Source organism: Aliirhizobium smilacinae, assembly GCF_006335145.1.
Classification (GTDB): domain Bacteria; phylum Pseudomonadota; class Alphaproteobacteria; order Rhizobiales; family Rhizobiaceae; genus Neorhizobium; species Neorhizobium smilacinae.
Genome location: NZ_VDMN01000001.1, coordinates 972,804 through 997,018 on the forward strand (window position 1 = coordinate 972,804; position 24,215 = coordinate 997,018).

The window sequence follows — 24,215 nt, forward strand, 5'->3', positions numbered from 1 at the left end:
GGTTGTACATATTAATACAACATATCGCGTTCTACTGCGGACTATTTCCATGCAGATTGGGCGCCGGCTACGGAATTCAAGGGCAAAACGACGGGTGTACGCAAGCATACACCCGGATAACAATCAGCCTCTGGGAAATTCCAGACCCATTTCGCGGAAGCGTTCCGGGTCGTCACCCCAGTTCTCGCGAACCTTGACGAACAGGAAAAGATGCACAGGCTGCTCGAGGATTTCCGACAATTCCTTGCGGGATGCGGTCGAGATCGCCTTGATCGCATCGCCACCCTTGCCGAGTGCGATCTTCTTCTGGCTTTCGCGTTCGACATAGATGACCTGTTCGATCCGAACCGATCCGTCCTTGCGTTCTTCCCACTTCTCCGTCTCGACGTGGCTGGCGTAGGGAAGTTCCTGATGCAGGCGCAGGAAAAGCTTTTCGCGGGTGATCTCGGCGGCGAGCTGGCGCATCGGCAGGTCGGAAATCTGGTCCTCCGGATAATACCAGGGGCCTTCCGGCAGCGTCGTTGCGAAATAGTCCATCAGGTCGTCGCAACCGGAGCCCGTTGTCGCGGAGATCATGAAGGTGCGTTCGAAGGCGATCTTTTCGTTAGCGGCGGCCGCCAGCGCCAGAAGATCCTCGCGCTTGACCTGGTCAATCTTGTTCAACAGCAGAAGCTTCGGCTGATGGACATCCTTGAGACCTTCGAGGATCGCCTCAGCGTCGCCACGAATCCCGCGCTCGCTGTCGATCAGGAGCGCGATCATGTCCGCATCCTTGGCGCCGCCCCAGGCGGAAGTGACCATGGCGCGGTCGAGCCTGCGGCGCGGCTTGAAGATCCCGGGCGTATCCATGAAGACGATCTGGGCATTGTTGTGGATGGCGATGCCGCGCACGATGGCGCGCGTCGTCTGCACCTTGTGGCTGACGATCGAGACCTTGGCACCGACAAGCCGGTTGACTAGCGTCGACTTGCCGGCATTGGTGGCACCGATCAGGGCCACGAAGCCGGAATGGGTCGGGCCGGGATGCGCGGTGTCTGCACCGGTGTCATTTGCTTCGTCGGCGATATTGTCGTCTTCGATCATAATGGTCCAATCAATCCTGGCTCTTCGGCCAGATGCCCTCGCGTTCGAGGAGCTTCGTTGCAGCAACCTGTTCGGCTGCCCGTTTTGACCGGTCCGTACCGGTTTCGGGCGCGACGCCCGGAATTTCGACCGTTACCGTAAAACGCGGATCATGATCCGGTCCGGAGCGATCGTCCACCCTGTAGGACGGGGTGGTGCCGAATTTCGCATGTGCCCATTCCTGCAGCTCGGTCTTTGCATCACGCCGCGCTGCATCGGGCTTCTCCGCCCGGCCCTGCCAGTAGCGCAGGATGAAGGCGCGGGCAACTTCAAGCCCTCCATCGAGATATAGCGCAGCGATCAGGCTTTCCACCACGTCGGCGCGAACATTGAGCATGCGCTTGCCGGTGAGCTTCTTGACGTCGGCGCCGGTGCGGATGAAACGGTGCAGTTCCAGCTCGTCAGCAACGATGGCGCAACTTTCGGCGCTGACCAGCTGGTTGAGGCGCACCGAAAGCTCCCCCTCTTCCGCCGCGCGAAAGGTGGTGAACAGAAGTTCGGCGACGCACAGGCCGAGCACGCGGTCGCCGAGAAACTCCAGGCGTTCGTAATTGGCATTCTTGGCAGTGCCGGTGCTGGCATGGGTCAGCGCCCGGTCAAGCCATTGCTTGTCGGCGAAGACATGACCGATCGCCGTTTCCAGCTGGCCGCGCTCTTCCGCCGACAAAGGTTTCATCTTCATCAGTTGACGCCCTTGAACAGACGATCCCAGCGCATGTTGGACGGCCACTTCCAGATTTCGCGGAACGAGGTGTCATTGCCGAGCGAGAAGAAGATGACGCTGGCGCGACCGACGAGGTTTTCAGCCGGTACGAAACCAACGTCGAAACGGCTGTCGAGCGAGTTGTCGCGGTTATCGCCCATGAAGAAATAATGGCCTTCCGGCACATTGAATTCAGGCGTGTTGTCGCCGCGCGAATTCGGGATCTGGTCGAGCGTGTCGAAGGTCTTGCCGTTGTCGAGGGTTTCGCGGAAGACGGGAACATTGGAGCCAGGGTCAAGACGGTAGTCCGAGGTAAAGCTGCCATCGGCCTGTTTCGGAACGGCCTGGCCGTTGACATAGAGAATGCCTTCGCGAACCTGGACCTTGTCGCCCGGCAGGCCGATCAGACGCTTGATGTAGTCGATATCCGGCTGCTGCGGCAGGCGGAAGACGATCACGTCGCCACGCTTCGGCTCGCTAAATTGCAGAACGCGGCCATCGAACAGGTCCGGCGAGAAGGGCAGCGAATATTTCGAATAACCGTAAGCGAACTTGTTGACGAAGATATAGTCGCCGACGAGCAAGGTCGGCATCATCGAGCCGGACGGGATGGTGAAGGGCTGGAACAGAACCGTACGGATGACCATGGCAAGCAGCAGGGCCTGGATAATGACCTTGATGTTCTCCCAAAGGGCATTCGGCTGCTTCGTCTCGGCTTTATCGGACACGTCAAAAATCTTTCTATCTTCGGGCGAGTGGCTGAACTGTCTAAACGCTTAGCCAAGCCGCGGCAATGGTGGTGAGATTACGAATCCTTCATGGATCGCCGGAAGCGTCCTTTTCGGCATGGCCATCAGCCGGATACCGGCCTCGCCTCAATGATCACGAAGGCCTGGGCGTAAGGGTATTCGTCGGTGATGGTGATGTGGATGACGGGTTCGTGGCCGAACGGGATCAGTTCCGCCAGCCGTTCGCCAGCGCCGCCGGTCAGAACCATGGTCGGTTTGCCGCCCGGCAAATTGACGACACCCATATCCTTCCAGAACACGCCGTTGGCGAGACCCGTGCCAAGCGCCTTGGAACAGGCTTCCTTGGCAGCGAACCGCTTTGCATAGGATTCAGCCCGGTTCTTGCGGCGCTCGGACTTGGCGCGTTCGATTTCGGTGAAACAGCGGTGGGTAAAGCGGTCGCCGAAACGTTCGATGGACTTTTCCACGCGCCTTATGTCGATGAGGTCGCTGCCCATGCCGATAATCATCAAGCCAATCCTATGCCTAAATTGCCGATCCAATTTCGGCTGACTTGAGGTGTCTTGCCCTCTCCGTCAAGCGGCTGATGCGACGATTGCGGAAACCGCGCACGGCAAGATATGTCAACGCGTAGAAGAAAAGCGCGCAGAGAAGGCCGAGCGGCAGCGAGCCGATCAGCATCGGCTCAAGCACCGGGCGCCAGAGCTGCGAGACATCCAGATGGGCGAACAAGGCCGCGAGATCGATGTGGCGCGAGGTCGGCTCGCCGCCGAGCATGAACTGCCCCAACTCCCAGGTGAGTGGCCAGATGATCGGACAGGTCAGGGGATTGGCGAATGTGGTGCCGATGGCGGCCGCGATCATGCTGCCGCCCAAAAGCCAGGCGATCGGGATGGCGAAAAGGACGTGCAGACCGAGAAACGGAGTCCAGGCGCTCAGCACACCAACGGCAACACCGGCTGCAACCGCATGGGGCGAACCGCCGATACGCATGATCTTGAAACGATGATAACCGAGCGCGCGGCGAAAACCCCTTTTCGGAACGAACATCCCGAAAAGCCTCTGACGCAATGAAAGAGGAGTACGACGGCGAAACGGCATCTGGTTAACCTGTCCAATCGATCCGGACAGGGCCGGCCGCTTTGGCTACATTATCAAACGATGCGATAGCGGAAGCTGGAAATCGTGGCGAATTTGCGGATGCCCGTCCGAGCCGGCTGCTGCCGAGGCAAAATCAAATGCCCCATCCGCTGGCGATGAGGAATGCCTCCCCGCCCATCCCGAGTGCCATTGGCCGATCGCCCATGGCACTTCGACATTCAAGACCTAGAACTGCGACTTGCGGAACAGACCGCGATCGACCTGGCGCATACGGTATTCGAGGTCGATACGGTCGCGGGATTCGTTGAGATATGCCATCTCACGATCCTGGGCCGAGGGAACGCGCAGAGCGCGTGCAAACTTGCGTACAGTGTCAAACATGATCTTATCTTTCGTTCTATTGCTCTGTTATTGCTAAAATACTATTTCCCGGCCGCTTTTACCAACGCCAGCGTAGCGATGCTGGCTTGCTCCCAATGCATGGCAACCACATTGATTGCCGTCAAATTGGCCAAATAGCGGGTAGAAACGTCCGCAACGCCACGATGATGCTCAAAAAACAACCGCGAAAGCCGGCAAGCTCACGCGGTTGGACATATCGTCGCAGATGAAGGGCGATTGCCCCTCACCTCATGTCAAGCCGGGCGTTCAGAACTCTTCCCAGCTGTCGCTCTTCAGCGCCGCATTGCCAGAAAAGGCACCGGCCAGCTTTCGGCCCAGAGCGCGTGCCGGCGAAACGGCAGGCGCTTCGTCTGCCTGTACTGGGCGCACGTGTTTCAACGGCTGGCTTGCTGAACGCCCTTTAGGCGAGCCGGCAAGCCTGAACTGAGCGAGCAGTGCGTTGAGCGATGCGACGTCGCGGGCAAGGCCATGGCTTGCGGCCGTCTGTTCCTCGACCATGGCCGCATTCTTCTGCGTGTCCTGATCCATCGTGTTGACCGCGGTGTTGATCTGCTGCAATCCCGAAGACTGTTCCTGTGCGCTCTCGACGATCGCGGTGACATGCCGGTTGATCTCCTGCACTTCGCTGACGATCATTTCCAGCGCCTTGCCGGTTTCGCCCACGAGATGCACGCCGTTCTGGACCTGATGGTTGGAGGCGGTGATCAGCGTCTTGATCTCCTTGGCGGCATTGGCCGAACGCTGCGCCAGTTCGCGGACTTCCTGGGCGACGACAGCAAACCCCTTGCCGGCATCACCTGCGCGGGCTGCTTCGACACCGGCATTCAGCGCCAGAAGATTGGTCTGGAAAGCGATGTCGTCGATGACGCCGATGATGTTGCCGATCTCGCCTGATGATTTTTCGATCTCTTCCATCGCCTTGACGGCGTTCTGGACGACATGGCCCGATCTTTCCGCGCCCTGCCGGGTACGGCCGACAAGTTCACCGGCTTCCTGGGCACGCCTTGCAGCATCCTTCACGGTGGTGGTGATTTCCTCGAGAGCGGCTGCCGTTTCCTCGACGGCAGCGGCCTGCTGTTCGGTGCGCTTGGCGAGATCGTCGGCCGCAGACTTGATCTCCGCCGAGCCTGCCTCGATGCTGCGGGCATCTCCGGCAACCTGCTCGAGAGCCCCTTGAAGTTTCGAAGCAGACGCGTTGAAGTCGTTTCGGACGCCGTCGAGTGCTGCTGTAAAACGCTGTTCGATGCGGTAGGAGACGTTACCCTCAGACAACTGGCTCAGCGCCTGCGCCAGATTTTCTACGGCAAACTTGACGTCGGCGGCTTCGCGGGCCTTGACGGCCTCGCGCTCGATACGCTCGTTCTCCGACAGACTGCGGTTATCGTCGGCTTCCTGTTCGAGACGCTGACGTTCCAGAGCATTGTCGCGGAAGACGGCGACGGCTTCCGCCATCTGGCCGATCTCATCCTTGCGATCAAGACCAACGATTTCCGACTGCGTCTCGCCCGAAGCCAACGAGGCCATGCGTTCGCGAAGCTGGGCCATTAGTACCGTGACGCCCTTCTGGGCGATGATCATGGCGACCGCCATGGCCAAGGCGATTCCGGCGATCATGCCGCAAATCGCATAAAGGATCGTGGCCGAGACGGAGGCCGACATCTCGGTCGCGCCATTGTTGAGAATTTCCGTCATGGCGACGTTGTTGGCGGCGAATTTCAGCGGTAATGCAACGATTACAGCATCAAGCTTGGCGGAGAAATCGTGCACTCCCGGTTCATCGCCCGCTGCATGCGCCTTCAGTAGGCCATCACCAACCGCTCTCAGATTATCGACGCCGACCAGCAATTCATCGATTGCCTCCTTGCGGCTTGGTACGATCGCAGGGATCTTGGTGAGACGATCGCGAGCTGCAGCGAATTCCTGACCGAAGCGCTCGGACAGTTCCTTGAACTTGGCGGAATTCGGATCCTGCACGAGTGCGCGGCTCAGCCAGGTCGTCGATGTCCACATGCCGGCAGCGGCGCGCGGGCTCAGAGTGGCGGCATTGCTTTCGTTTTGCAGGAAGCTGGCATAAGCGCCGTTGGCAGTGCTGAATTTGCTAGTGACGTGCAAAAGACCGGTGAGTGAAATGATCCCAAGAATGGCGATAGCCATTAGAAACTTGGTCTTGATCCTTAGATTTTTGAGCATCGGGAAACCTCGGTACATGCTGGGAGGGTCCATACGGGATGGACGGACGAACGCAGGAACCGGCGGACGACGACGGCGCGCATCATACGCGTAAAGAGCGGGGCATTCTCAAGTTTCCCAGAACAATCACTAGAGTTTCTAGATATAACAAACCGTTACGGTTCGCTGATAAGAATTATGTTCTGATAAATTGCCGCACGATGCGTTTATCGTGAGGCTGACTTCAACCAAGGGATGAGTCAATCAGACTGTGAGGACGTGTTAGCCGATCAAACAAAAACGGCCGAGGACACCATGTCCCCGGCCGCCATAATCGTGTTCTGTCGGCGGAGGTTCGTGCGAACCATTACCGATCAGATATTCAGAACTCTTCCCAGCTGTCGTTCTTCAGCGCCGCATTGCCGGAGAAGGCACCTGCCAGCTTTCGGCCGAGGGCGCGTGCCGGCGAAGCACCAGGCGCTTCGTCTGCCTGCACTGAGCGTGTGGGCCTCTGCGGCTGGCTTGCCGAACGTTCCGCCGAAGGGGTCGCAAGCTTGAACTGGCTGAGCAGCGCGTTGAGCGATGCGACATCGCGGGCAAGACCATGGCTTGCAGCCGTCTGCTCCTCGACCATGGCCGCATTCTTCTGCGTGTCCTGGTCCATCGTGTTGACCGCGGTGTTGATCTGCTGCAGGCCGGAAGACTGTTCCTGGGCGCTCTCGACGATGGCGGTGACGTGCCGGTTGATCTCCTGCACTTCCGCGACGATCATTTCCAATGCCTTGCCGGTCTCGCCGACCAGATGCACGCCGTTCTGGACCTGATGGTTGGAGGCGGTGATCAGCGTCTTGATCTCCTTGGCGGCATTGGCCGAACGCTGCGCCAGTTCGCGGACTTCCTGGGCGACGACGGCAAACCCCTTGCCGGCATCACCGGCACGAGCGGCCTCCACACCGGCGTTGAGCGCCAGAAGGTTGGTCTGGAAGGCGATGTCGTCGATCACACCGATGATGTTGCCGATCTCGCCGGAAGACTTTTCGATCGCTTCCATGGCCTTGACGGCATTGTGGACGACCTCGCCGGACTTTTCGGCTCCCTGACGGGTGCGAGTCACCAGCGTGCCAGCTTCGGTGGCACGGCGGGCGGCGTCCTTTACCGTGGTGGTGATCTCTTCGAGTGCTGCGGCAGTTTCTTCGACAGAAGCTGCCTGCTGTTCGGTGCGCTTGGCGAGATCGTCGGCGGCCGAGCGGATTTCTGCCGAGCCGGCCTCAATGCTGCGTGCGTCTCCGGCAACCTGTTCGAGAGCTTGCTGGAGCTTGGAGGCCGATGCGTTGAAGTCATTGCGAACGCCGTCGAGTGTTGCGGTGAAGGGCTGCTCGATGCGGTAGGAGACATCGCCGTCGGAGAGCTGGCTCAGTGCCTGAGCGAGATTATCGACCGCATATTTGACGTCGGCCGCCTCGCGCGCCCGGGCGGCCTCGCGCTCTACGCGCTCCTTCTCCGACAGACTGCGATTATCGTCGGCTTCCTGTTCGAGGCGCTGACGCTCCAGAGCGTTGTCGCGGAAGACCGCGACGGCCTCGGCCATCTGGCCGATTTCGTCCTTGCGGTCGAGACCGTCGATTTCCGACTGCGTCTCGCCAGCTGCCAGCGATGCCATGCGTTCGCGGAGGCGTGCCATCGGTGTCGTGATGCCCTTCTGGGCAATCACCATCGCTATGATGATCGCGACGACATTGCCAACCAGCATCGTGGCGATTGCCCAGAGGATATTCGAGGCGACCTGATTGGACAGCCTGTCGGCGCCATTCTTGATAATGTCGGCCATCGCGGCGTTGTTGGCACCGGTCTTCGCCGAAAACTGGATCGTGATCTCTTCAAGCCGGTTGGACATGCTGTCGAACAACTGCTTGTCGTCCGTTGCATGCGCCTTGATAAGTTCTCCGCCGACAGTCTTCAACGCATCGACATCTGCCAGCAGTTCGGTGATGGCAGCGGTCCGCTCGGGAACGATGGCCGGTATTTGAGCCAGACGTGCCCGTGCCCCGGTTATTTCGTTGCTGAAACGGGCTGCGAACTCCGTGAACTTATCCGACTGCGGATCCTGGCTGACGGTTCTGTTCAGCCAATTAACGGCCGTCCACATGCCCGCCGCACCGCGTGGACCGAATGTCGCGGCATTGCTCTCGTTCTGGAGGAAGTTGAAATAGGTGTTGTTGGCGACGTTGAAACGTTCGACGACGAAGGCCAGCCCCGCCAGCGAAATAAGACTGAGGACAGCAATCGCCATCAGGAACTTGGTCTTGATCTTTAAATTCTTGAGCACCGGATACCTCCACAACGCGATGAACCCAGCACATCGAGCCGAAGGCCGGTTCGGCTTTCGGACGCAGGATGTGCAAGTCTATTTGCTGCGGCGCCAATAGCCACGGAATCGGATGCTGGCGCAGCAGTGCAGGCTCTCGACGAAGAGCCGACCAAACAGGATCCGTCCAACCACTGACCTGGGGAGGCGGTGCACATCATGCGCGCTTGAGAGCAAGGGGGTATCTCGAATGTCCCGGCTCCGATTGTAGACCGCTGCTTTATAATAAAATCTTACGTTGTATCGCCATTCGCAAACTTCACGACAATATGTCGCATTCTCCATTCAAATGGTGGTCACACTGCCGATGGGGAGACGCGACCGGAGTTTTATCGCATGAAGGGCGAGCGCAAAAGAAAAGGCCGCAGACTTGATGCCTGCGGCCTTTTTTCATTGTGCAAATGGATACTTATCAGAAGGAGCGAGGCTTAAAACTCTTCCCAGCTGTCGTTCTTGACAGCTGCGTTGCCGGAGAAGGCACCGGCCAGTTTGCGGCCAAGAGCGCGCGCCGGCGATGCGGCAGGCTTTTCGTTCGCCTGAACCGCGCGGGCCGTCGACCGGTAGGTCTGAACCGACAGCTTGAACTGGGCGAGAAGTGCGTTCAGCGATGCGGCGTCGCGGGCAAGACCGTGGCTTGCAGCTGTCTGTTCTTCGACCATGGCCGCATTCTTCTGCGTGTCCTGATCCATCGTGTTGACCGCGGTGTTGATCTGCTGCAGGCCGGAAGACTGTTCCTGGGCGCTCTCGACGATCGCATTGACGTTGCGGTTGATCTCCTGGACTTCGCCGACGATCGTCTGCAGCGCCTTGCCGGTTTCGCCAACGAGATGCACGCCGTTCTGGACCTGCTCGTTCGACGCGTTGATCAGCGTCTTGATCTCCTTGGCAGCGTTTGCAGAACGCTGGGCAAGCTCACGAACTTCCTGGGCGACAACTGCAAAGCCCTTGCCGGCTTCACCAGCGCGCGCGGCTTCGACACCGGCGTTGAGTGCCAGAAGGTTGGTCTGGAAGGCGATGTCATCGATGACACCGATGATGTTGCCGATCTCGCCGGACGACTTTTCGATGGCTTCCATCGCCTGGACGGCCTTCTGCACGACTTCGCCGGATTTTTCGGCGCCCTGACGGGTGCGGGCAACCAGATTGCCGGCTTCGGTGGCGCGGCGGGCAGCGTCCTTGACCGTGGTGGTGATCTCTTCCAGAGCAGCGGCCGTTTCTTCGACGGAAGCAGCCTGCTGTTCGGTGCGCTTGGCAAGGTCGTCGGCAGCCGACTTGATCTCGGCCGAACCGGCTTCGATGCTGCGGGCGTTTTCGGCGACCTGTTCAAGAGCGGCCTGAAGTTTTGAGGCCGAGGCGTTGAAGTCGTTGCGGACGCCATCGAGCGCTACCGTGAACGGCTGTTCGATGCGGTACGAGACGTTGCCATCGGACAGCTGGCTCAGAGCCTGGGCGATATGATCGACGGCAAACTTGACGTCGCCGGCTTCGCGGGCCTTGGTGGCCTCGCGTTCGATATGCTCTTTTTCCGACAGGCTGCGGTTGGCGTCGGCTTCCTGCTCAAGGCGGGTGCGCTCGAGAGCGTTATGGCGGAAGACTTCGACGGCTTCGGCCATCTGGCCAATTTCGTCCTTGCGATCGAGGCCGTCGATTTCGGCGCGGGTTTCGCCCGAGGCAAGCGAGGCCATGCGTTCACGCAGGCGGGCCATCGGGGCGGTGATGCCCTTCTGAGCAATCGTCAATGCCAGCACGATGGCAACGGCAATTCCAATGAGCATGCCGATGATGGCAAACTTGATGGTCGAGGAGACTTCGGCCGACAGGCGATCGGCACCGTTCTTGATCAGTTCAGCCATGGCACCGTTGTTAGCGCCGAATTTCGGCGACAGTTCAACAATCGCCTTGTCGAGATCGGACGACAGCGTGCTTACCTTGGCTGCATCACCGGCGATATGAGCCTTGAGCAGATCGTCGCCGATCGCCTTCAGCTTGTCGGCACCGACAACCAGCTCGTCGATCGCGGCCTTGCGGCTCGGGACGATACCCGGGATCTGGGTCAGACGATCACGTGCACCGGTGATCTCCTTGGAGAAGCGGCCGGAGAGATCCTTGAAGGTCTCGGACTGCGGATCCTGCGCCATTGCGCGGCTCAGCCAGGTCGTTGCCGTCCACATGCCGGCAGCACCGCGAGGGCCGAAGGTCGCTGCATTGCTCTCGTTCTGCAAGAAATTCGAGTAGGACTCGTTGGCGGCGCTGAAGCGCTGGGTCACGAACAACAGGCCAGCGAGTGAAATAACGCCAAGGATGGCGATCGCCATCAGAAACTTGGTCTTGATCTTTAAATTCTTGAGCATGGGGGGACCTTCTCAGAAAAACTGAAAGCAATGCGATTTGCGGGAGGAGATACAGGAACCGTCCTTGACGGTGCACATCATGCGCGCGGGAAGATCGGCCGAGCGATCACGTTGTCCTGTGAAAACATTAAAGCGGGTTTCATAAAAAAATTCTTACATTTGCTGCAGCGCATTAAAGTTTTTAGCAAATGTGAGGAACGTCCAGAGATTCCGACCTTTGGGCCTTTAATCCCTCCTTAATCATGGGGTTAGAACGTCTGAATTTTATGTTGCAGCGCACAACATGACGACGCTAACAGGGCGCACAGGCCATGATTGCCGCCTCCCGCAGACCGGGCAGATTGATATGAAATCAACGACTATTATCGAAGGAATTTTCCAGTGGATCTTAGCCGCCGCAACCTCATGACATTCGGTGCCGTCGCAGCAGCAACTGCCGTCACCACCAAGATCGCCTCCGCGCAGGCAATCGGCTTCACCCCCTCCCCGATCTATCCCGATCCGGCTATCCAGGTTCTCGACCCGAGCTTCGCGAAATACCGCGTTGCCAGCGCCTCGCTGGAACAGGTCGCAACCGGCGCACGCTGGCTGGAAGGCCCGGTCTATTTCGGCGACGGAAAATATCTGCTGGTCAGCGATATCCCGAACAACCGGGTGATGAAGTTCGACGAGACAAACGAGACCTGGAGCGTGTTCGATGCCAATTCGAACTACGCCAACGGTCATGCACGCGATCTGCAGGGTCGCCTGCTCGCCTGCGAACACCTGACCCGCCGCGTCACCCGTACCGAGCATGACGGCTCGACCACGGTTCTGGCCGACAATTACAAGGGCAAGAAGCTCAACTCGCCGAACGACATCGTCTGCAAGTCGGACGGCTCGATCTGGTTCACCGACCCGCCATTCGGCATTGCCGGCGAATGGGAAGGCGAAAAGGCCGAGGCCGAGCTGCCGCATTCCGTCTACCGCATCTCGCCGGAAGGCGCGCTGGAACTCGTTACCGACGAATTGAAGGGACCGAACGGTCTTGCTTTCTCGGAAGACGAGAAGAAGCTCTATGTCGTCGAAGGCCGTGCAGCGCCTTATCGCATCGTCTGGTCCTATGATGTGGCCAAGGACGGCAAGACGCTGTCCAACAAAAAAGCGCTGATCACCGCCGACGACAATGGCGGTCTCGACGGGTTCAAGGTCGATGTCGATGGAAACCTGTGGTGCGGCTGGGGTTCTTCTGGTGCGGCCGGCGCCAAGCCTGAAGAGCTGAACGGAGTGAAAATCTTCAACAAGGACGGCAAGGCGATCGGCTTCATCAAGCTGCCGGAGCGTTGCCCGAACCTCGTTTTCGGCGGCAAGAAGAAGAACCGCCTCTACATGGCATCCAGTCACTCGGTCTACGCGCTTTATGTCGAGACCCGCGGCGCCGTCTGATAGCGTCCTACTTTACTGCAAAAACCAAACGGGCCGGAGAAATCCGGCCCGTTTGCATTCCGTCTGAACGCAAACGGCGTGGGGCGATCAGCGCATTCATGAGCCGGTTATATTCAGGCAGGAGAAAGGTTACCGTAGAATTGTCACATTGAGCGGTTCCAAGCTTTGCAGCTTGACGATCGCAAGCTGCCGGACCTATGCAAACATGATTTCCAGCCTGCCCCGGAAATCTCGTCTCAATCCTTGAAGCCTATCCCCAATCTTCGGAGCTGCCATGAGCGTGAGTTGGACTGATGCCGCCATCCTTGGACTTGTCCAGGGACTGACCGAATTCCTGCCGGTTTCCTCCAGCGCGCATTTGCGCGTTCTTGGCGAGTTCCTGCCGTCGGGTACCGACCCCGGCGCGGCATTCACGGCCATCACTCAGCTCGGCACCGAGACTGCCGTACTCGTCTACTTCTGGAAGGACATCATCAACATCGCCACCGCCTGGCTGCGTCAGGTGTTCAGGCTCGGCGCTTACGACAAGGATGCGGCCCGCATGGGCTGGCTGATCATCATCGGCTCGTTGCCGATCATCATCCTTGGGCTTGGCTTCAAGGATCAGATCGAACACGGCCTGCGCAACATGTATATCACCGCCGTGATGCTGATCGTCTTCGGCCTGATCCTCGGCTGGGCCGACCGGATCGGCAAGAAGAAATATGCGTTGAAGCAGTTGATCTGGCGCGACGGCATCATCTTCGGTTTCGCGCAAGCGATGGCGCTGATCCCCGGCGTCTCGCGGTCTGGCGGCACGATCACCGCCGGATTGCTGATGGGCTACACGCGTGAAGCAGCCGCCCGCTATTCCTTCCTGCTCGCCGTGCCGGCTGTGTTCGGCTCCGGGTTCTATCAGCTCATCAAGACGATGGGCGAAGATACGGCGGTCGCTGCCGGCCCGACCGCACTTGCAACGCTGATCGCCTTCGTCGTCGGTTACGCTGTCATCGTCTGGTTCCTGAAACTGGTCTCGACCAGAAGCTACATGCCATTTGTCTGGTACCGCGTCGTTATCGGCGTGGTGCTGCTTGGACTGCTCGGGTTCGGATATGTCAACCCGATCTAGAAGGATACCCGCATTGTGAGAGGGGGCCCACATCAATGCCCCGGCTCATTCGCCTTCGGTCGTCACCGGCGGCGAATAGTCTGATGAGAGCTCGTTCCGACAAAGCTGTTGTCTTTTTTGCTTATGCTGAAAGACGCGCCTCCAGAACCATGTTGAACGGGCCTGTGATCGTCCTCCTGACATGAGTGAAGCCACCCGAATGGATGACTTCCGCGAGTTTCGCCTCGCCCGCCTGCGCACCCAGGCCTTCGCCGACTTCCTGATCGAGCGAGGTCGGGACACAGATCATCGTCGACGCATTGTAATAGAGGCGACCGACGGGGTTCATGTTGTTTTCGGGGAGATCGCCTGCGACAGGCTCCACGATCATCCATGTCCCGTCTTTCTTGAGGATTAGGCGCATATGGTCGGCGCAGCCCCGCGGATCGCCCATGTCATGCAGACAGTCAAAACTGGTCACTAGGTCATAGCCGGTTTCCTCGATATCCTTGGCTGCTGCCGCGACAAACTTGACCCGATCATCCACTCCGTGGGACTGCGCATGGCTATTGGCCTCCACGATCGACGGCTCGTGGAAGTCATAACCGACGAAGCTTGAATTCGGGTATGCCTTGGCCATCAAGATTGTCGAGAAGCCGACACCGCATCCAACATCAGCCACCCTTGCGCCTACCCTGAGCTTGTCCTCGACGCCCCTTAGAGCAGGCAGCCACGTCTGAACGATATTGTTGACGTAGCCCGGGCGGAAAAACGCTCCAGTTGCGCAGAACAGGCATCCCGCAGAATCTCCCCACCGGACGCCGGCACCGGTCCGGAATGATCGTTCAACCTTTCGTTCTCCTTCGATCATCGCAGCCACGAGATCAAAGGCTCCTTCGAGGTATACGGGGCTATCCTGGTTGACGAACACCATCGCCTGCTCGGGCGAAAGACTGAACATGCGGGTGCCACTGTCATAGTCTATATATCCATTGGCAGCCTGTGCGAGTGCCCACTCTCTGACGTATCGCTCGGACAGTCCACCTGCCTCGGTCGCCAGATCCGCGGCGGTCGCAGGGCCAGCGCGATACAATGCCGTGAACAGACCTAGTCGCAGGCCAATCCTGACGGTCGGGACGCTGAACGCTCCGCCGAGGTCGCCGAGCATTTTGCCGACGAAAGAATTAAGTTTGTTTTCATCAAGCTGTACCATGGCATTACCTCCCAAAAACCCATCATCCGAAAGGCAAGAAACTGGGGGAGCGCAAATGGCGCTCCAACGAACGCTCGTACAGTGTAAAATATAGCTTAAAAGCCATATTTTGTCACGTCAGGGACGATTTATGCCATTTTTCTGCAGGGGAATGAGCGCGTGGCGCGTGAGTTCGCGAAATACAACGGTGGGAGGGCATGCCAAAGATGAGAGACGTCAACTCAATCATGACCGCACAAAGGCCCTGCCTCAATCGTAAATCCGCTTAAGGTTCGCAACGCAGTCTAGTTCCTTCAGTTGCGAAAGAAGCTGATTGAGCTGACGCAAGTCCCAAACCTCGATTTCCATGGCGATCTCGGAAAAATCGTCGGCGCGATTGCTGCCCATGGCAAGGGTGCGGATGTTGATGTCGAGAGCGCCGATCGTCTTGGCGACGGTTGCCAGCGTGCCCGGTTCGTTAATCGTGTTGACTGCAAGCTTTGCCGGGAAGCGCGACTTGTTGGCTTCGTCGAGATCCCAGCGGACATCGATCCAGCGTTCCGGTTCGTCATCGAATTTCTGCAGCGCCGACGCCTGGATCGGGTAGATGGTGATACCCTTGCTCTTGCCCTCGTCCATGATGCCGACGATGCGGTCGCCGGGGACAGCGCCGCTCGGGGCGAAACGCACCTGGGTGTTGCTCGACAGGCCGCGGATCGGCAGAAGCGTCGAGACGAGCCCGGCAGCCTGGGCATTTTCCAGATCCGTCTGCGATCTCGCCGGCAGCTTGAACATCATGCCGGAGCCGCTCGGGACGTTGAACCAGCCCTCGTCTGTGGACGGCTTCACGGTGACGCGTTCGTCCTTGTAGTCCGGGAAGACGGCACGCAGCACGTCGAGCGAAGACAGTTCGCCGCGGCCGACGGAGGCGATCGTATCCTCGACATCCTTTTGCGCCAGCCGGTGCAAAGCGGGCTTCAGCGCCTCGCGCGAAAAGGTCTTGCCGGCGCGCTCGAACGTGCGCTCGAGAATACGGTGGCCGAGGCCGGCATATTGCTTGCGGATCGCCATGCGGGTGGCGCGGCGGATGGCGGAGCGGGCCTTGCCGGTAACGACGATCTCTTCCCAGGCGGCAGGCGGCACCTGCACGCCGGAACGGATGATCTCCACTTCGTCGCCATTGTTCAAACGGGTGACAAGCGGCATGATACGGCCGTTGATCTTGGCACCGACGGTGGTGTCGCCGATATTGGTGTGGACCGCGTAGGCGAAATCGATCGGGGTTGCGCCGCGCGGCAGCGCGATCAGCTTGCCCTTCGGGGTAAAGCAGAAGACCTGATCCTGAAAAAGTTCGAGCTTGGTGTGTTCGAGGAACTCTTCCGGGTTGTCGCCTTCGGCAAGCGATTCGATCGTGTGGCGCAGCCAGGAATAGGCATTCGATTCCTTCGGCAGCAGCTCGTCGCTCTTGGCCGGTCCCCTGCCCGCGACGGACTGGCCGTCCTTGTAGAGCGTATGCGCGGCAATGCCGTATTCGGCGATTTCCTGCATCAGCTGGGTGCGGATCTGCAGCTCGATACGCTGGCGCGACGGGCCGACGATCGTGGTGTGGATCGAGCGGTAGTCGTTCTGCTTCGGGTTGGAGATATAATCCTTGAACCGGCCGGGAACGACGCGCCAGCGGGTGTGGACGATACCGAGCGCCTTGTAGCAGCAAGCAATGTCGTCGACGATGATGCGGAAGCCGTAGACATCCGACAGCTGCTCGAAAGAGAGCGACTTCGACTGCATCTTGCGGAAGACCGAATAGGGCTTCTTCTGCCGTCCCTTGACGAAGGTGCCGTTCAGGCCGTTGGCGACCAGCAGTTCGCGCAGCTCGTCCTCGATCTTCTTGATCAGGCCTTCGTTGCGGGCAGACAGATCCGCCAGGCGCTGCGTGACGGTCTCATAGGCTTCCGGGTTGATATACTGGAAGGACAGATCCTCCAGCTCATCGCGCATGTCCTGCATACCCATGCGGCCGGCAAGCGGCGCATAGATTTCCATCGTCTCTTCGGAAATGCGTGCCTTCTGTTCGGCCTTCATATGATCGAGCGTACGCATGTTGTGCAGGCGATCGGCGAGCTTGACGAGTAGAACGCGGACGTCGTCGGAAATGGCGAGCAGCAGCTTGCGCAGGTTTTCGGCCTGCTTGGCCTTTTTCGACACGAGGTCGAGACGCTTCAGCTTGGTCAGGCCTTCGACGAGGCGGCCGATATCCTCGCCGAACAGTTCGTCGATCTCGGCGCGGGTGGCCGTCGTATCCTCGATCGTATCGTGGAGGAGAGCGACCGCGATGGTCGACTCGTCGAGATGCATGTCGGTGAGGATGGCCGCCACTTCGAGCGGATGGGAGATGTAGGGATCGCCGGAAGCACGTTTCTGCTGGCCATGCTTCTGCATGGCGTAAACGTAGGCTTTGTTGAGAAGAGCTTCATTGGCGTCGGGCTTGTATTTCTGCACCCGCTCAACGAGCTCGTACTGCCTCATCATCCCTGGATATGCCTTTCCACCCTCGTGCGCGACAAAAGAAAATGGCGCGCCAACCGTGGGTTAGCGCAGCCATCATAATTGAGACAACCAGATTAGGGCGATAGGATGAACGATACCTTGCCGCAGCGCACTATCATTCCGATCGGAGCAATTATTCCGGCCGGTTCATCCGGGCTCAGGCGAATATCGGTTGAAACTCGCCTGACCACCTATGCCAATCAGTAATCGTCGCTCTTTTCCGGCGGAACCAGGCCTTCGATACCGGCCAGCAGTTCTTCTTCCGACATCTGGTCGAAATTGACGGTTTCCGAAGCATCTTCGTCGTCGGCATCGGATGCGACCGATACGCCGCCAGCGGCGATGAGAGCTGCCGGATCGGGCTCGGGCTCGTCGATTTCAACATGCTTCTGCAGCGAATGGATCAGGTCTTCCTTCAGGTCGTCGGGAGACAGGGTCTCGTCGGCGATCTCGCGAAGGGCGACAACCGGGTTCTTGTCATTGTCGCGGTCGATGGTGATCGAGGCGCCCTGAGAAATCTGGCGAGCGCGGTGGCTTGCAAGCAGAACCAGTTCGAAACGGTTGTCGACTTTGTCAATGCAATCTTCTACTGTGACGCGGGCCATTGCCTGTCCTTTGCGGTCCTGGATTTCCGGAATTGATACGCCCGATACAGCTATCGGACGGGAAATTCAAGTTTTTCCTAACCCAGGACCATCTAAGTCGTGAGTTACGGGGCGTTTACTGAGGAGAAAACGCTTCATTCGAAGGCGCAAACCGGTGATGGGATGATCTCTATCAAGGCTTGCAGGCGAAGAAACGGGTGAGGTTCACCTGTTTATCCGGATATTATTCCGGCCAGTGCCGCGCCCGAGAACTCACAGTTGAATGGTCCGCGCTTTGGACATGCGACTAAAGTGCCTGGGCAGGAGGACTATATTCAATCAGTAGGTGCTTGGAATATTGCTAATCGTACCATAAATGACAGATATATGAATAGTTCGTAATGTAAGAGAATTATTCCAATATCGTCGGTGCAACTTTTCGTTTTGCCGATACTCCCGCAAAGCGGGTATAAAAAAGGGATGGAGACATATGTTTGACCCGAGAGAGAAAATTGCTCTCTTCATCGATGGCGCAAATTTGTACGCCGCATCGAAAAGCCTCGGCTTCGATATAGATTATCGAAAACTTCTGAAGGCTTTCCAGAAACGCGGCTATCTGCTTCGCGCCTATTATTACACGGCGCTCATCGAGGATCAGGAATACTCCTCCATCCGCCCGCTGATCGACTGGCTGGACTATAACGGCTACAAGGTCGTGACAAAGCCGGCCAAGGAATTCACCGATTCACTCGGCCGCCGCAAGATCAAAGGCAATATGGACATAGAGCTTGCGATCGACGCGATGGAGCAATCGGAAACCGTCGACCATTTGGTAATCTTCTCAGGCGACGGCGACTTTACCACTCTGGTGGAGGCGCTGCAGCGTCGCGGCCGCAAGGTGTCCGTCGTCTCGACGATGCAAAGCCAGCCGCCGATGATCGCTGACGACCTGCGCCGCCAGGCCGATCACTTTATCGACCTGATGACGCTAAAGGCGGAAGTCGGTCGTGATCCAAGCGAAAGAGCCGTGCGCCCGATCGAGCCCACAGAGACGACGGACGCCTAATTTCCGAATCCGGCTCATATCTTGAGAGGCGCCGAAAACGGCGCCTCTTTTTTTGTGGGCCTACGAGTGCCCGCTTACGCGGGCTCAGCTGCAACGCGAGCGTTGCGGCCCGTCCCGGCACCTCCGCGCGCCTTGTTTGCCCTGAACACCGCCTCGACGATGAGCGACAACGGCAGGCCGATGAAAAGCGGGATGAAGAAATAGATTACCCGGAAGGCGACCAGCGAGCCGATCGTGGCCTGATCGCCCATGACGTGACGGACCGTCGCTTCCAGAACTCCGAGCCCACCAGGCGCATGGGTGATGAGGATCGCGACATTGGCGAGCACGAAGGCCGTTGCGGCCTTGAGGTAACTGACGTCGCCGCCCACGGCCATCACCTCCCGAAGGCAGGCTGACACGAAAGCGAAATTGATCGTGCCGATGACAATCTGCGCAAGCGCAATCTTCCATGTCGGCATCTGAAAGGTCCAGCTGCGGATCTTGAGCGGCGCACGCAGGAAGGCGGCCAGCGCCACATATAGGACAGTGGCTGCGAGACAGCCTGCGCCAATGGCGATGACCACCTCCTCCTTCAACCGCAGCACGGCGGCGGCATCCTTCGGATTGATCACCATGACGATGCCGGCGAGCACCGCCATGCCGAGACCGACCGTGACACCCGAGAGCAGGACTATCTTCGCCACATCCTCGGTCGTCATGCCCCAATGGGCGTAATAGCGATACCGCAGCGCGCCGCTGCTCAAGCCGGACATGCCGACGCTCTGGCCGATAGACAGGGCAATGAAAGAGGCGAGCCCGATTTTTGGATAGGGAAGATCGTTCTTGACGTAACGCACACCGCACCAGTCGAAGCCGGTGAGGCAAAGGTAGGATGCAAAAGCGAAGAGGAGCGCCAGGGCGAGATTGCCAGCGGGAATGTCACGGACCGACTGGATGATCTCGGAGAAGGAATGCTCCCGAAACACCTGATAGAGAAGCCAGGCGGCAAGGCCGAAACCCACGACCAGCATGAGGTAGGTGAAAATCTGCTTCTTCGTCATTATCCGCCGCCCATGTGAAGGTGCGGATCAACGACGGGCGACAGGTTTTGGTTCCGGGGCGAGTGGCGGCTGTTGCTTTCCCATTACCCCTCATCCGCCCGAGGGCACACTCTCCCTGCAAACGGCGAGAAGAACAGAAGCCTAGGCTTTGCATCCCGCCAATGCCGAGCGGAGAGAGTATTGGGGTGAAAGGCAGCGAAATGCTCAGCCGCTCTTCAGCAGCCGCGACTTCTGGCGGTTCCAGTCGCGTTCCTTCTCGGTCTCGCGCTTGTCGTGCAGCTTCTTGCCCTTGGCGAGTGCCAGTTCGAGCTTCGCCCTGCCCTTTTCGTTGAAATAGATCTTCAGCGGCACGAGCGTCATGCCTTCGCGGTTGATGCCGGTGCGCAGGCGATTGATCTCGCGTTTCGACAGCAGCAGCTTGCGGCGGCGGCGCGGCTCGTGGTTGAAGCGGTTCGCCTGCAGATATTCCGGAAGGTGGCTGTTGATCAGCCAGATCTCGTTGCCCTCGTCCGATGCATAGGATTCGGCGATATTGGCCTTGCCTTCGCGCAGAGACTTGACCTCGGTGCCGGTCAGCATGATGCCGGCCTCGTAGGTATCAAGGATTTCATAGTTGAAGCGGGCCTTGCGGTTTTCCGCAACGACCTTGTTCACCACGCGCTGGCTGCCTTTGGGTGCCATCAGACGAATTCCATTCCGCTTAGAGTATTTCCGCCGTTATTCGAAACGCGAAAACGCCCTACATCTCTATTCTGTTTCAACGCAATTGCGAACGCAAAACCGGTTCCCGCTTTTGCTGGAATTGCTCTGGCAAAAGAAGACCCCGCCCATAAGCGATGAGCGGGGTTCCGACATTCATATAGTGCGACTGTTGCCGAATGTGAAGCTCATGCGTCACGAGGCCGAGGAACCGGATAAAACCTCAGTTCAACAGGCCCGCATGGCGCAGTGCCGCATCGATCGCAGCTTCGGTCGAGGGCTCGAGTTCGGAGACAAGCGGCGAGCGCACCTTGCGATTGATGCCGCGCAGCTTGTTCAGCCCGTATTTGGCGCCACAGAGGCCTGGCTCCAGGAAGATCGCCTTGTGCAGCGGCATCAGCCGATCCTGATATTCCAGAGCCTTCTTGTAGTCGCCTGCGAGCGTTGCCGACTGGAATTCGGCACAGAGGCGTGGCGCGACATTGGCGGTGACGGAAATGCAGCCGACGCCGCCATGGGCGTTGAAACCGAGAGCGGTCGCATCCTCGCCGGACAGTTGGATGAAATCCGGGCCGCAGGTGATACGCTGTTCGGAGACACGTTCGATCTTGCCGGTGGCATCTTTCACGCCGGCGATGTTCTTATGTGCCTTGGCGAGCTTGCCCATCGTTTCCGGCGTCATGTCGATGACCGAACGGCCGGGGATGTTGTAGATAATGATCGGCAGGGAAACCGCTTCGGCAATGGCGGAAAAATGCGCGTAAAGGCCCTTCTGGGTCGGCTTGTTATAATAGGGCGTGACGACCAGGATGGCATCTGCGCCGGCCTGTTCGGCATGCTGTGCAAGCTCGATCGCCTCGGTCGTGTTGTTGGAGCCTGCGCCTGCAATGACGGGTACGCGCTTGGCTGCCACCTCGACACAGAGTTCGACCACACGCTTGTGTTCGTCATGCGAGAGTGTCGGCGATTCGCCTGTCGTGCCGACGGGAACGAGACCGGAGCTTCCCTCTTCGATTACCCATTCGACATGGGCGGCAAACGCTTTTTCATCGACATCCCCGCCAGTGGTGAACGGCGTTACGAGCGCGGGGATCGATCCCTTGAACATGCAAAAACTCCCATGGCCGCAGTCCACGCTTCGGCCGTAATCAATGACTAAGGTGGCGCACCATAAAGCGGAGGCAGATCGCCGACAAGCGCAAAGCTCACGGGATTCTGATCACAGGTCAACGTTCCGGGATGCGCATTTTAGGGATCATGGTAAGGTTTCGTTAATGCCGCCGGAGCCTAATGGGAGAGCCCGATAGGTGTATATGTCTTTTTCGCGAGATGCCGGATGAAGAAGCCCGCTCTGATCCTCTCCTTGGGATTGGGTGCAGCCAGTATTACGAGCCTTGCACTCGCGCAGAGTGGCGGCATAGTGCCGCTGCCTTTCGCACGTCCGGACGCACCGGTGAGCGTGCCGATACCCACCCGACCGGGAGCGCAGGCGCCCGGGCAGGCATTGCCCACGGCCATGCCCGTTCCCGAATTTACCGGCTCCATTCCGAGGCTTGACCGGCCGCTCGCATCCTCAGCCCTCAAGACGGGGCTTGATGCGCTTTCCGATAACGACACGGCACAGGCGCTTGCGGCCCGCGACAGCCTGCCGGCGGGCTCGCTCGACCGACGGATATTGACCTGGGCGATTGCCAGTTCCGGACTGAAGGACGTGCCCTATCGCGACATCGCCGCCGCTTCGCGCGAGCTGACCGGCTGGCCGGGGCTCGGCGGCTTACGGGAAAGAGAAGAACGGGCGCTTTACCGCGAAAACCCGCCGGCTGCTGCCGTGCTTTCCGCCATGGGCAATGCGCGGCCGCAGACGCCAGAGGGCGCGATGATCCTTGCGCGTGCGCAATTGGCAACCGGGCGAAGCGCCGAGGCTGCCCGCACCCTGCGCGCTCTCTGGGCTTCCGAGACGCTCGACACGGCGACCGAAGACAAGATCCTCAGTGAGTTCGGCGGGCTGATTACTGCTGCCGATCACAAGACGCGCATGGATTTTCTCATGTATCGCGGTCGCACGGCACAGGCGAAGCGGTTTTCCGGCCTCGGCAATGCCCAGCCCCTCTACAATGCATGGGCCGCTGTTGCGAACAATGCCAAGAATGCCGGCGCATTGATCAATGCGGCTGGCGGCTCGTGGGGCAGCGATCCCGCCTATCTTTTCGCAAAGATCGAATACGCAAGGCGACAGAACGATTATGCCGAAGCGGCCAAGCTGCTTGAACGCGTGCCGCGCGATCCCGCCAGGCTTGTCTACCCGAGCGAGTGGTGGAATGAGCAGCGGATCGTGTCACGCGGGCTTGCCGATCAGGGGCAGTTCAGCGCGGCTTACCGGCTAGTTTCCAACCATGTGGCGCAGTCACCGGTCGATCGGGCCGATGCGGAATTCCATGCGGGCTGGTATGCGCTGAGGGCGCTTCAGGATGCGAGTGCGGCGGAGACGCATTTCCGCAAGATCCTCGACGCTTCGAACCGGCCGCTTTCCGCCTCCCGTGCACTTTACTGGCTCGGCCGATCGGCGGAGGCCGGCGGACCGGGACAGAGCCGCTCCTTCTACGAACAGGCGGCCCGTTATTCCGGCACGTTCTACGGCCAGCTGGCCGCCGCAAAGCTCGGCAAGTCGGCGCTGGATGTCAGCTACCCCTCGCCCACTGCACAGGACCGCGAGCGATTCGCCTCCCGCGAAGTGGTTCGCGCCATTGCCCGGCTCGATGCCGTTGGTCATGACCGGCGGTCGGCCGCTCTTTATGCGGCACTCGGCGAGCAGATCGACAGCCCCGGCGAACTTTCGCTGCTGACGGCACGTGCAGAGGCGCAGGGCGACCATGCGCTGTCGCTTCGGATCGGCAAGTCGGCGTTTTCGCGCGGCGTCGATGTGGCGGCACTTGCCTACCCGATCGGCGTCATTCCGGCCGGTGCCAATATCGCCGGCTCCGGCAAGGCACTTGCCTATTCGATCGCACGGCAGGAAAGCGCATTCAATCCAGCGGCCGTTTCCGCGGCCAATGCCCGTGGTCTGCTGCAGCTTCTGCCGGGAACCGCGCAAGGCGTCGCCAAGCGGCACGGCATGAGTTTCAAGGCGGAGCGACTGACGAGCGACGCCGGCTACAACGCGACGCTTGGCGCACATTATCTCGGCGAGCAGATCGATGCCTTCGGCGGCTCCTATGTGCTGACTTTCATTGCCTACAATGCCGGGCCGAAGCGGGTGCCTGAATGGATCGCACGCTATGGCGATCCGCGCGGCAAGTCGCTCGACGAGGTGATCGACTGGGTCGAGCGCATCCCCTTCCCCGAAACGCGCAATTATGTACAGCGCGTGCTGGAGAATTATCAGGTCTACAAGACCCGGCTGGGGCAGAAGGCAGATATCGTCGCCGATTTGAGATACGGACGACAGTAAGGCCATTTGGCGGACTGCCGAAGATGGGAATCGGGGATACGTTCGCCGATCGACAGTCGCTTCGCGTACAGCCATCCTGCAAACATTATTTAGCGAAAGTAGCGGGCCTTGAGGCTCGTCGCTTGTTATAGCCCATTTACCGGCATTATCGGACCAGACGTA

The 24,215-nt window shown here is 59.2% G+C and carries 19 protein-coding genes; 4 read left to right on the forward strand and 15 right to left on the reverse strand.

What is annotated here, in order from left to right; genetic code table 11:
* Window positions 1-123 precede the first annotated feature (123 nt).
* From era to FHP24_RS04795, 9 genes are all read right to left on the reverse strand, one after another.
* Entirely contained in the window at window positions 124-1,083 is a 960-nt protein-coding gene (era, locus tag FHP24_RS04755) for a GTPase Era (protein ID WP_180355890.1), read from the reverse strand.
* Window positions 1,084-1,093: 10 nt separating this feature from the next.
* Window positions 1,094-1,804, reverse strand: coding sequence for a ribonuclease III (gene rnc, locus FHP24_RS04760; protein WP_180355891.1), 711 nt, complete (start codon window positions 1,802-1,804; stop codon window positions 1,094-1,096).
* Entirely contained in the window at window positions 1,804-2,553 is a 750-nt protein-coding gene (gene lepB, locus FHP24_RS04765) for a signal peptidase I (protein WP_139673550.1), read from the reverse strand. Before lepB ends, rnc begins: the two co-directional genes overlap by 1 nt.
* Window positions 2,554-2,678: 125 nt before the next feature.
* Window positions 2,679-3,083, reverse strand: coding sequence for a holo-ACP synthase (acpS, locus tag FHP24_RS04770; protein WP_139673552.1), 405 nt, complete (start codon window positions 3,081-3,083; stop codon window positions 2,679-2,681).
* 16 nt (window positions 3,084-3,099) lie between these two features.
* Window positions 3,100-3,624, reverse strand: coding sequence for a DUF2062 domain-containing protein (locus FHP24_RS04775; RefSeq protein WP_246091603.1), 525 nt, complete (start codon window positions 3,622-3,624; stop codon window positions 3,100-3,102).
* A gap of 276 nt (window positions 3,625-3,900) precedes the next feature.
* Window positions 3,901-4,056, reverse strand: coding sequence for a DUF3563 family protein (locus FHP24_RS04780; RefSeq protein ID WP_139673558.1), 156 nt, complete (start codon window positions 4,054-4,056; stop codon window positions 3,901-3,903).
* A gap of 267 nt (window positions 4,057-4,323) precedes the next feature.
* Window positions 4,324-6,267, reverse strand: coding sequence for a methyl-accepting chemotaxis protein (locus FHP24_RS04785; RefSeq protein WP_139673561.1), 1,944 nt, complete (start codon window positions 6,265-6,267; stop codon window positions 4,324-4,326).
* Window positions 6,268-6,628: 361 nt separating this feature from the next.
* Window positions 6,629-8,572: a methyl-accepting chemotaxis protein gene (locus FHP24_RS04790; protein WP_394344593.1), complete on the reverse strand. Its 1,944-nt coding sequence runs from the start codon at window positions 8,570-8,572 to the stop codon at window positions 6,629-6,631.
* Window positions 8,573-9,039: 467 nt separating this feature from the next.
* The gene (locus FHP24_RS04795; RefSeq protein ID WP_139673564.1) at window positions 9,040-10,962 is read right to left on the reverse strand and encodes a methyl-accepting chemotaxis protein; all 1,923 of its coding nucleotides are present in this window, start codon (window positions 10,960-10,962) and stop codon (window positions 9,040-9,042) included.
* A 381-nt stretch (window positions 10,963-11,343) separates the two neighbouring features.
* On the opposite strand from FHP24_RS04795, the gene FHP24_RS04800 reads away from it, so the two are divergent.
* Complete coding sequence (locus tag FHP24_RS04800; RefSeq protein WP_139673568.1) at window positions 11,344-12,387, forward strand: SMP-30/gluconolactonase/LRE family protein; 1,044 nt, start codon at window positions 11,344-11,346, stop codon at window positions 12,385-12,387.
* 274 nt (window positions 12,388-12,661) lie between these two features.
* Window positions 12,662-13,495: an undecaprenyl-diphosphate phosphatase gene (locus FHP24_RS04805; RefSeq protein ID WP_139673571.1), complete on the forward strand. Its 834-nt coding sequence runs from the start codon at window positions 12,662-12,664 to the stop codon at window positions 13,493-13,495.
* Window positions 13,496-13,616: 121 nt separating this feature from the next.
* On the opposite strand, the gene FHP24_RS04810 is transcribed toward FHP24_RS04805, so the two are convergent.
* The 3 genes from FHP24_RS04810 to rpoZ all read right to left on the reverse strand — a co-directional run bounded on the left by FHP24_RS04810 (window position 13,617) and on the right by rpoZ (window position 17,818).
* Complete coding sequence (locus FHP24_RS04810; protein WP_139673574.1) at window positions 13,617-14,687, reverse strand: class I SAM-dependent methyltransferase; 1,071 nt, start codon at window positions 14,685-14,687, stop codon at window positions 13,617-13,619.
* Window positions 14,688-14,936: 249 nt separating this feature from the next.
* Entirely contained in the window at window positions 14,937-17,195 is a 2,259-nt protein-coding gene (locus FHP24_RS04815; protein WP_139673577.1) for a RelA/SpoT family protein, read from the reverse strand.
* A 218-nt stretch (window positions 17,196-17,413) separates the two neighbouring features.
* Entirely contained in the window at window positions 17,414-17,818 is a 405-nt protein-coding gene (gene rpoZ / locus FHP24_RS04820) for a DNA-directed RNA polymerase subunit omega (RefSeq protein WP_139673580.1), read from the reverse strand.
* A 469-nt stretch (window positions 17,819-18,287) separates the two neighbouring features.
* On the opposite strand from rpoZ, the gene FHP24_RS04825 reads away from it, so the two are divergent.
* Entirely contained in the window at window positions 18,288-18,863 is a 576-nt protein-coding gene (locus FHP24_RS04825) for a LabA-like NYN domain-containing protein (RefSeq protein WP_139673583.1), read from the forward strand.
* 74 nt (window positions 18,864-18,937) lie between these two features.
* Here the strand turns inward: FHP24_RS04825 and FHP24_RS04830 are convergent, their stop codons facing one another.
* The 3 genes from FHP24_RS04830 to dapA form a co-directional block, all read right to left on the reverse strand.
* The gene (locus FHP24_RS04830; RefSeq protein ID WP_139673586.1) at window positions 18,938-19,906 is read right to left on the reverse strand and encodes a lysylphosphatidylglycerol synthase transmembrane domain-containing protein; all 969 of its coding nucleotides are present in this window, start codon (window positions 19,904-19,906) and stop codon (window positions 18,938-18,940) included.
* A 204-nt stretch (window positions 19,907-20,110) separates the two neighbouring features.
* Window positions 20,111-20,587 carry an SsrA-binding protein SmpB gene (gene smpB / locus FHP24_RS04835; protein WP_139673589.1) on the reverse strand — a complete coding sequence of 159 codons (477 nt, stop codon included), beginning with the start codon at window positions 20,585-20,587 and terminating at the stop codon, window positions 20,111-20,113.
* A gap of 241 nt (window positions 20,588-20,828) precedes the next feature.
* Entirely contained in the window at window positions 20,829-21,713 is an 885-nt protein-coding gene (gene dapA / locus FHP24_RS04840) for a 4-hydroxy-tetrahydrodipicolinate synthase (RefSeq protein WP_139673593.1), read from the reverse strand.
* Window positions 21,714-21,941: 228 nt separating this feature from the next.
* Here dapA and FHP24_RS04845 point away from each other — a divergent pair, with 228 nt between their 5' ends.
* Entirely contained in the window at window positions 21,942-24,053 is a 2,112-nt protein-coding gene (locus tag FHP24_RS04845) for a lytic transglycosylase domain-containing protein (protein ID WP_139673596.1), read from the forward strand.
* Window positions 24,054-24,215: the final 162 nt, after the last annotated feature.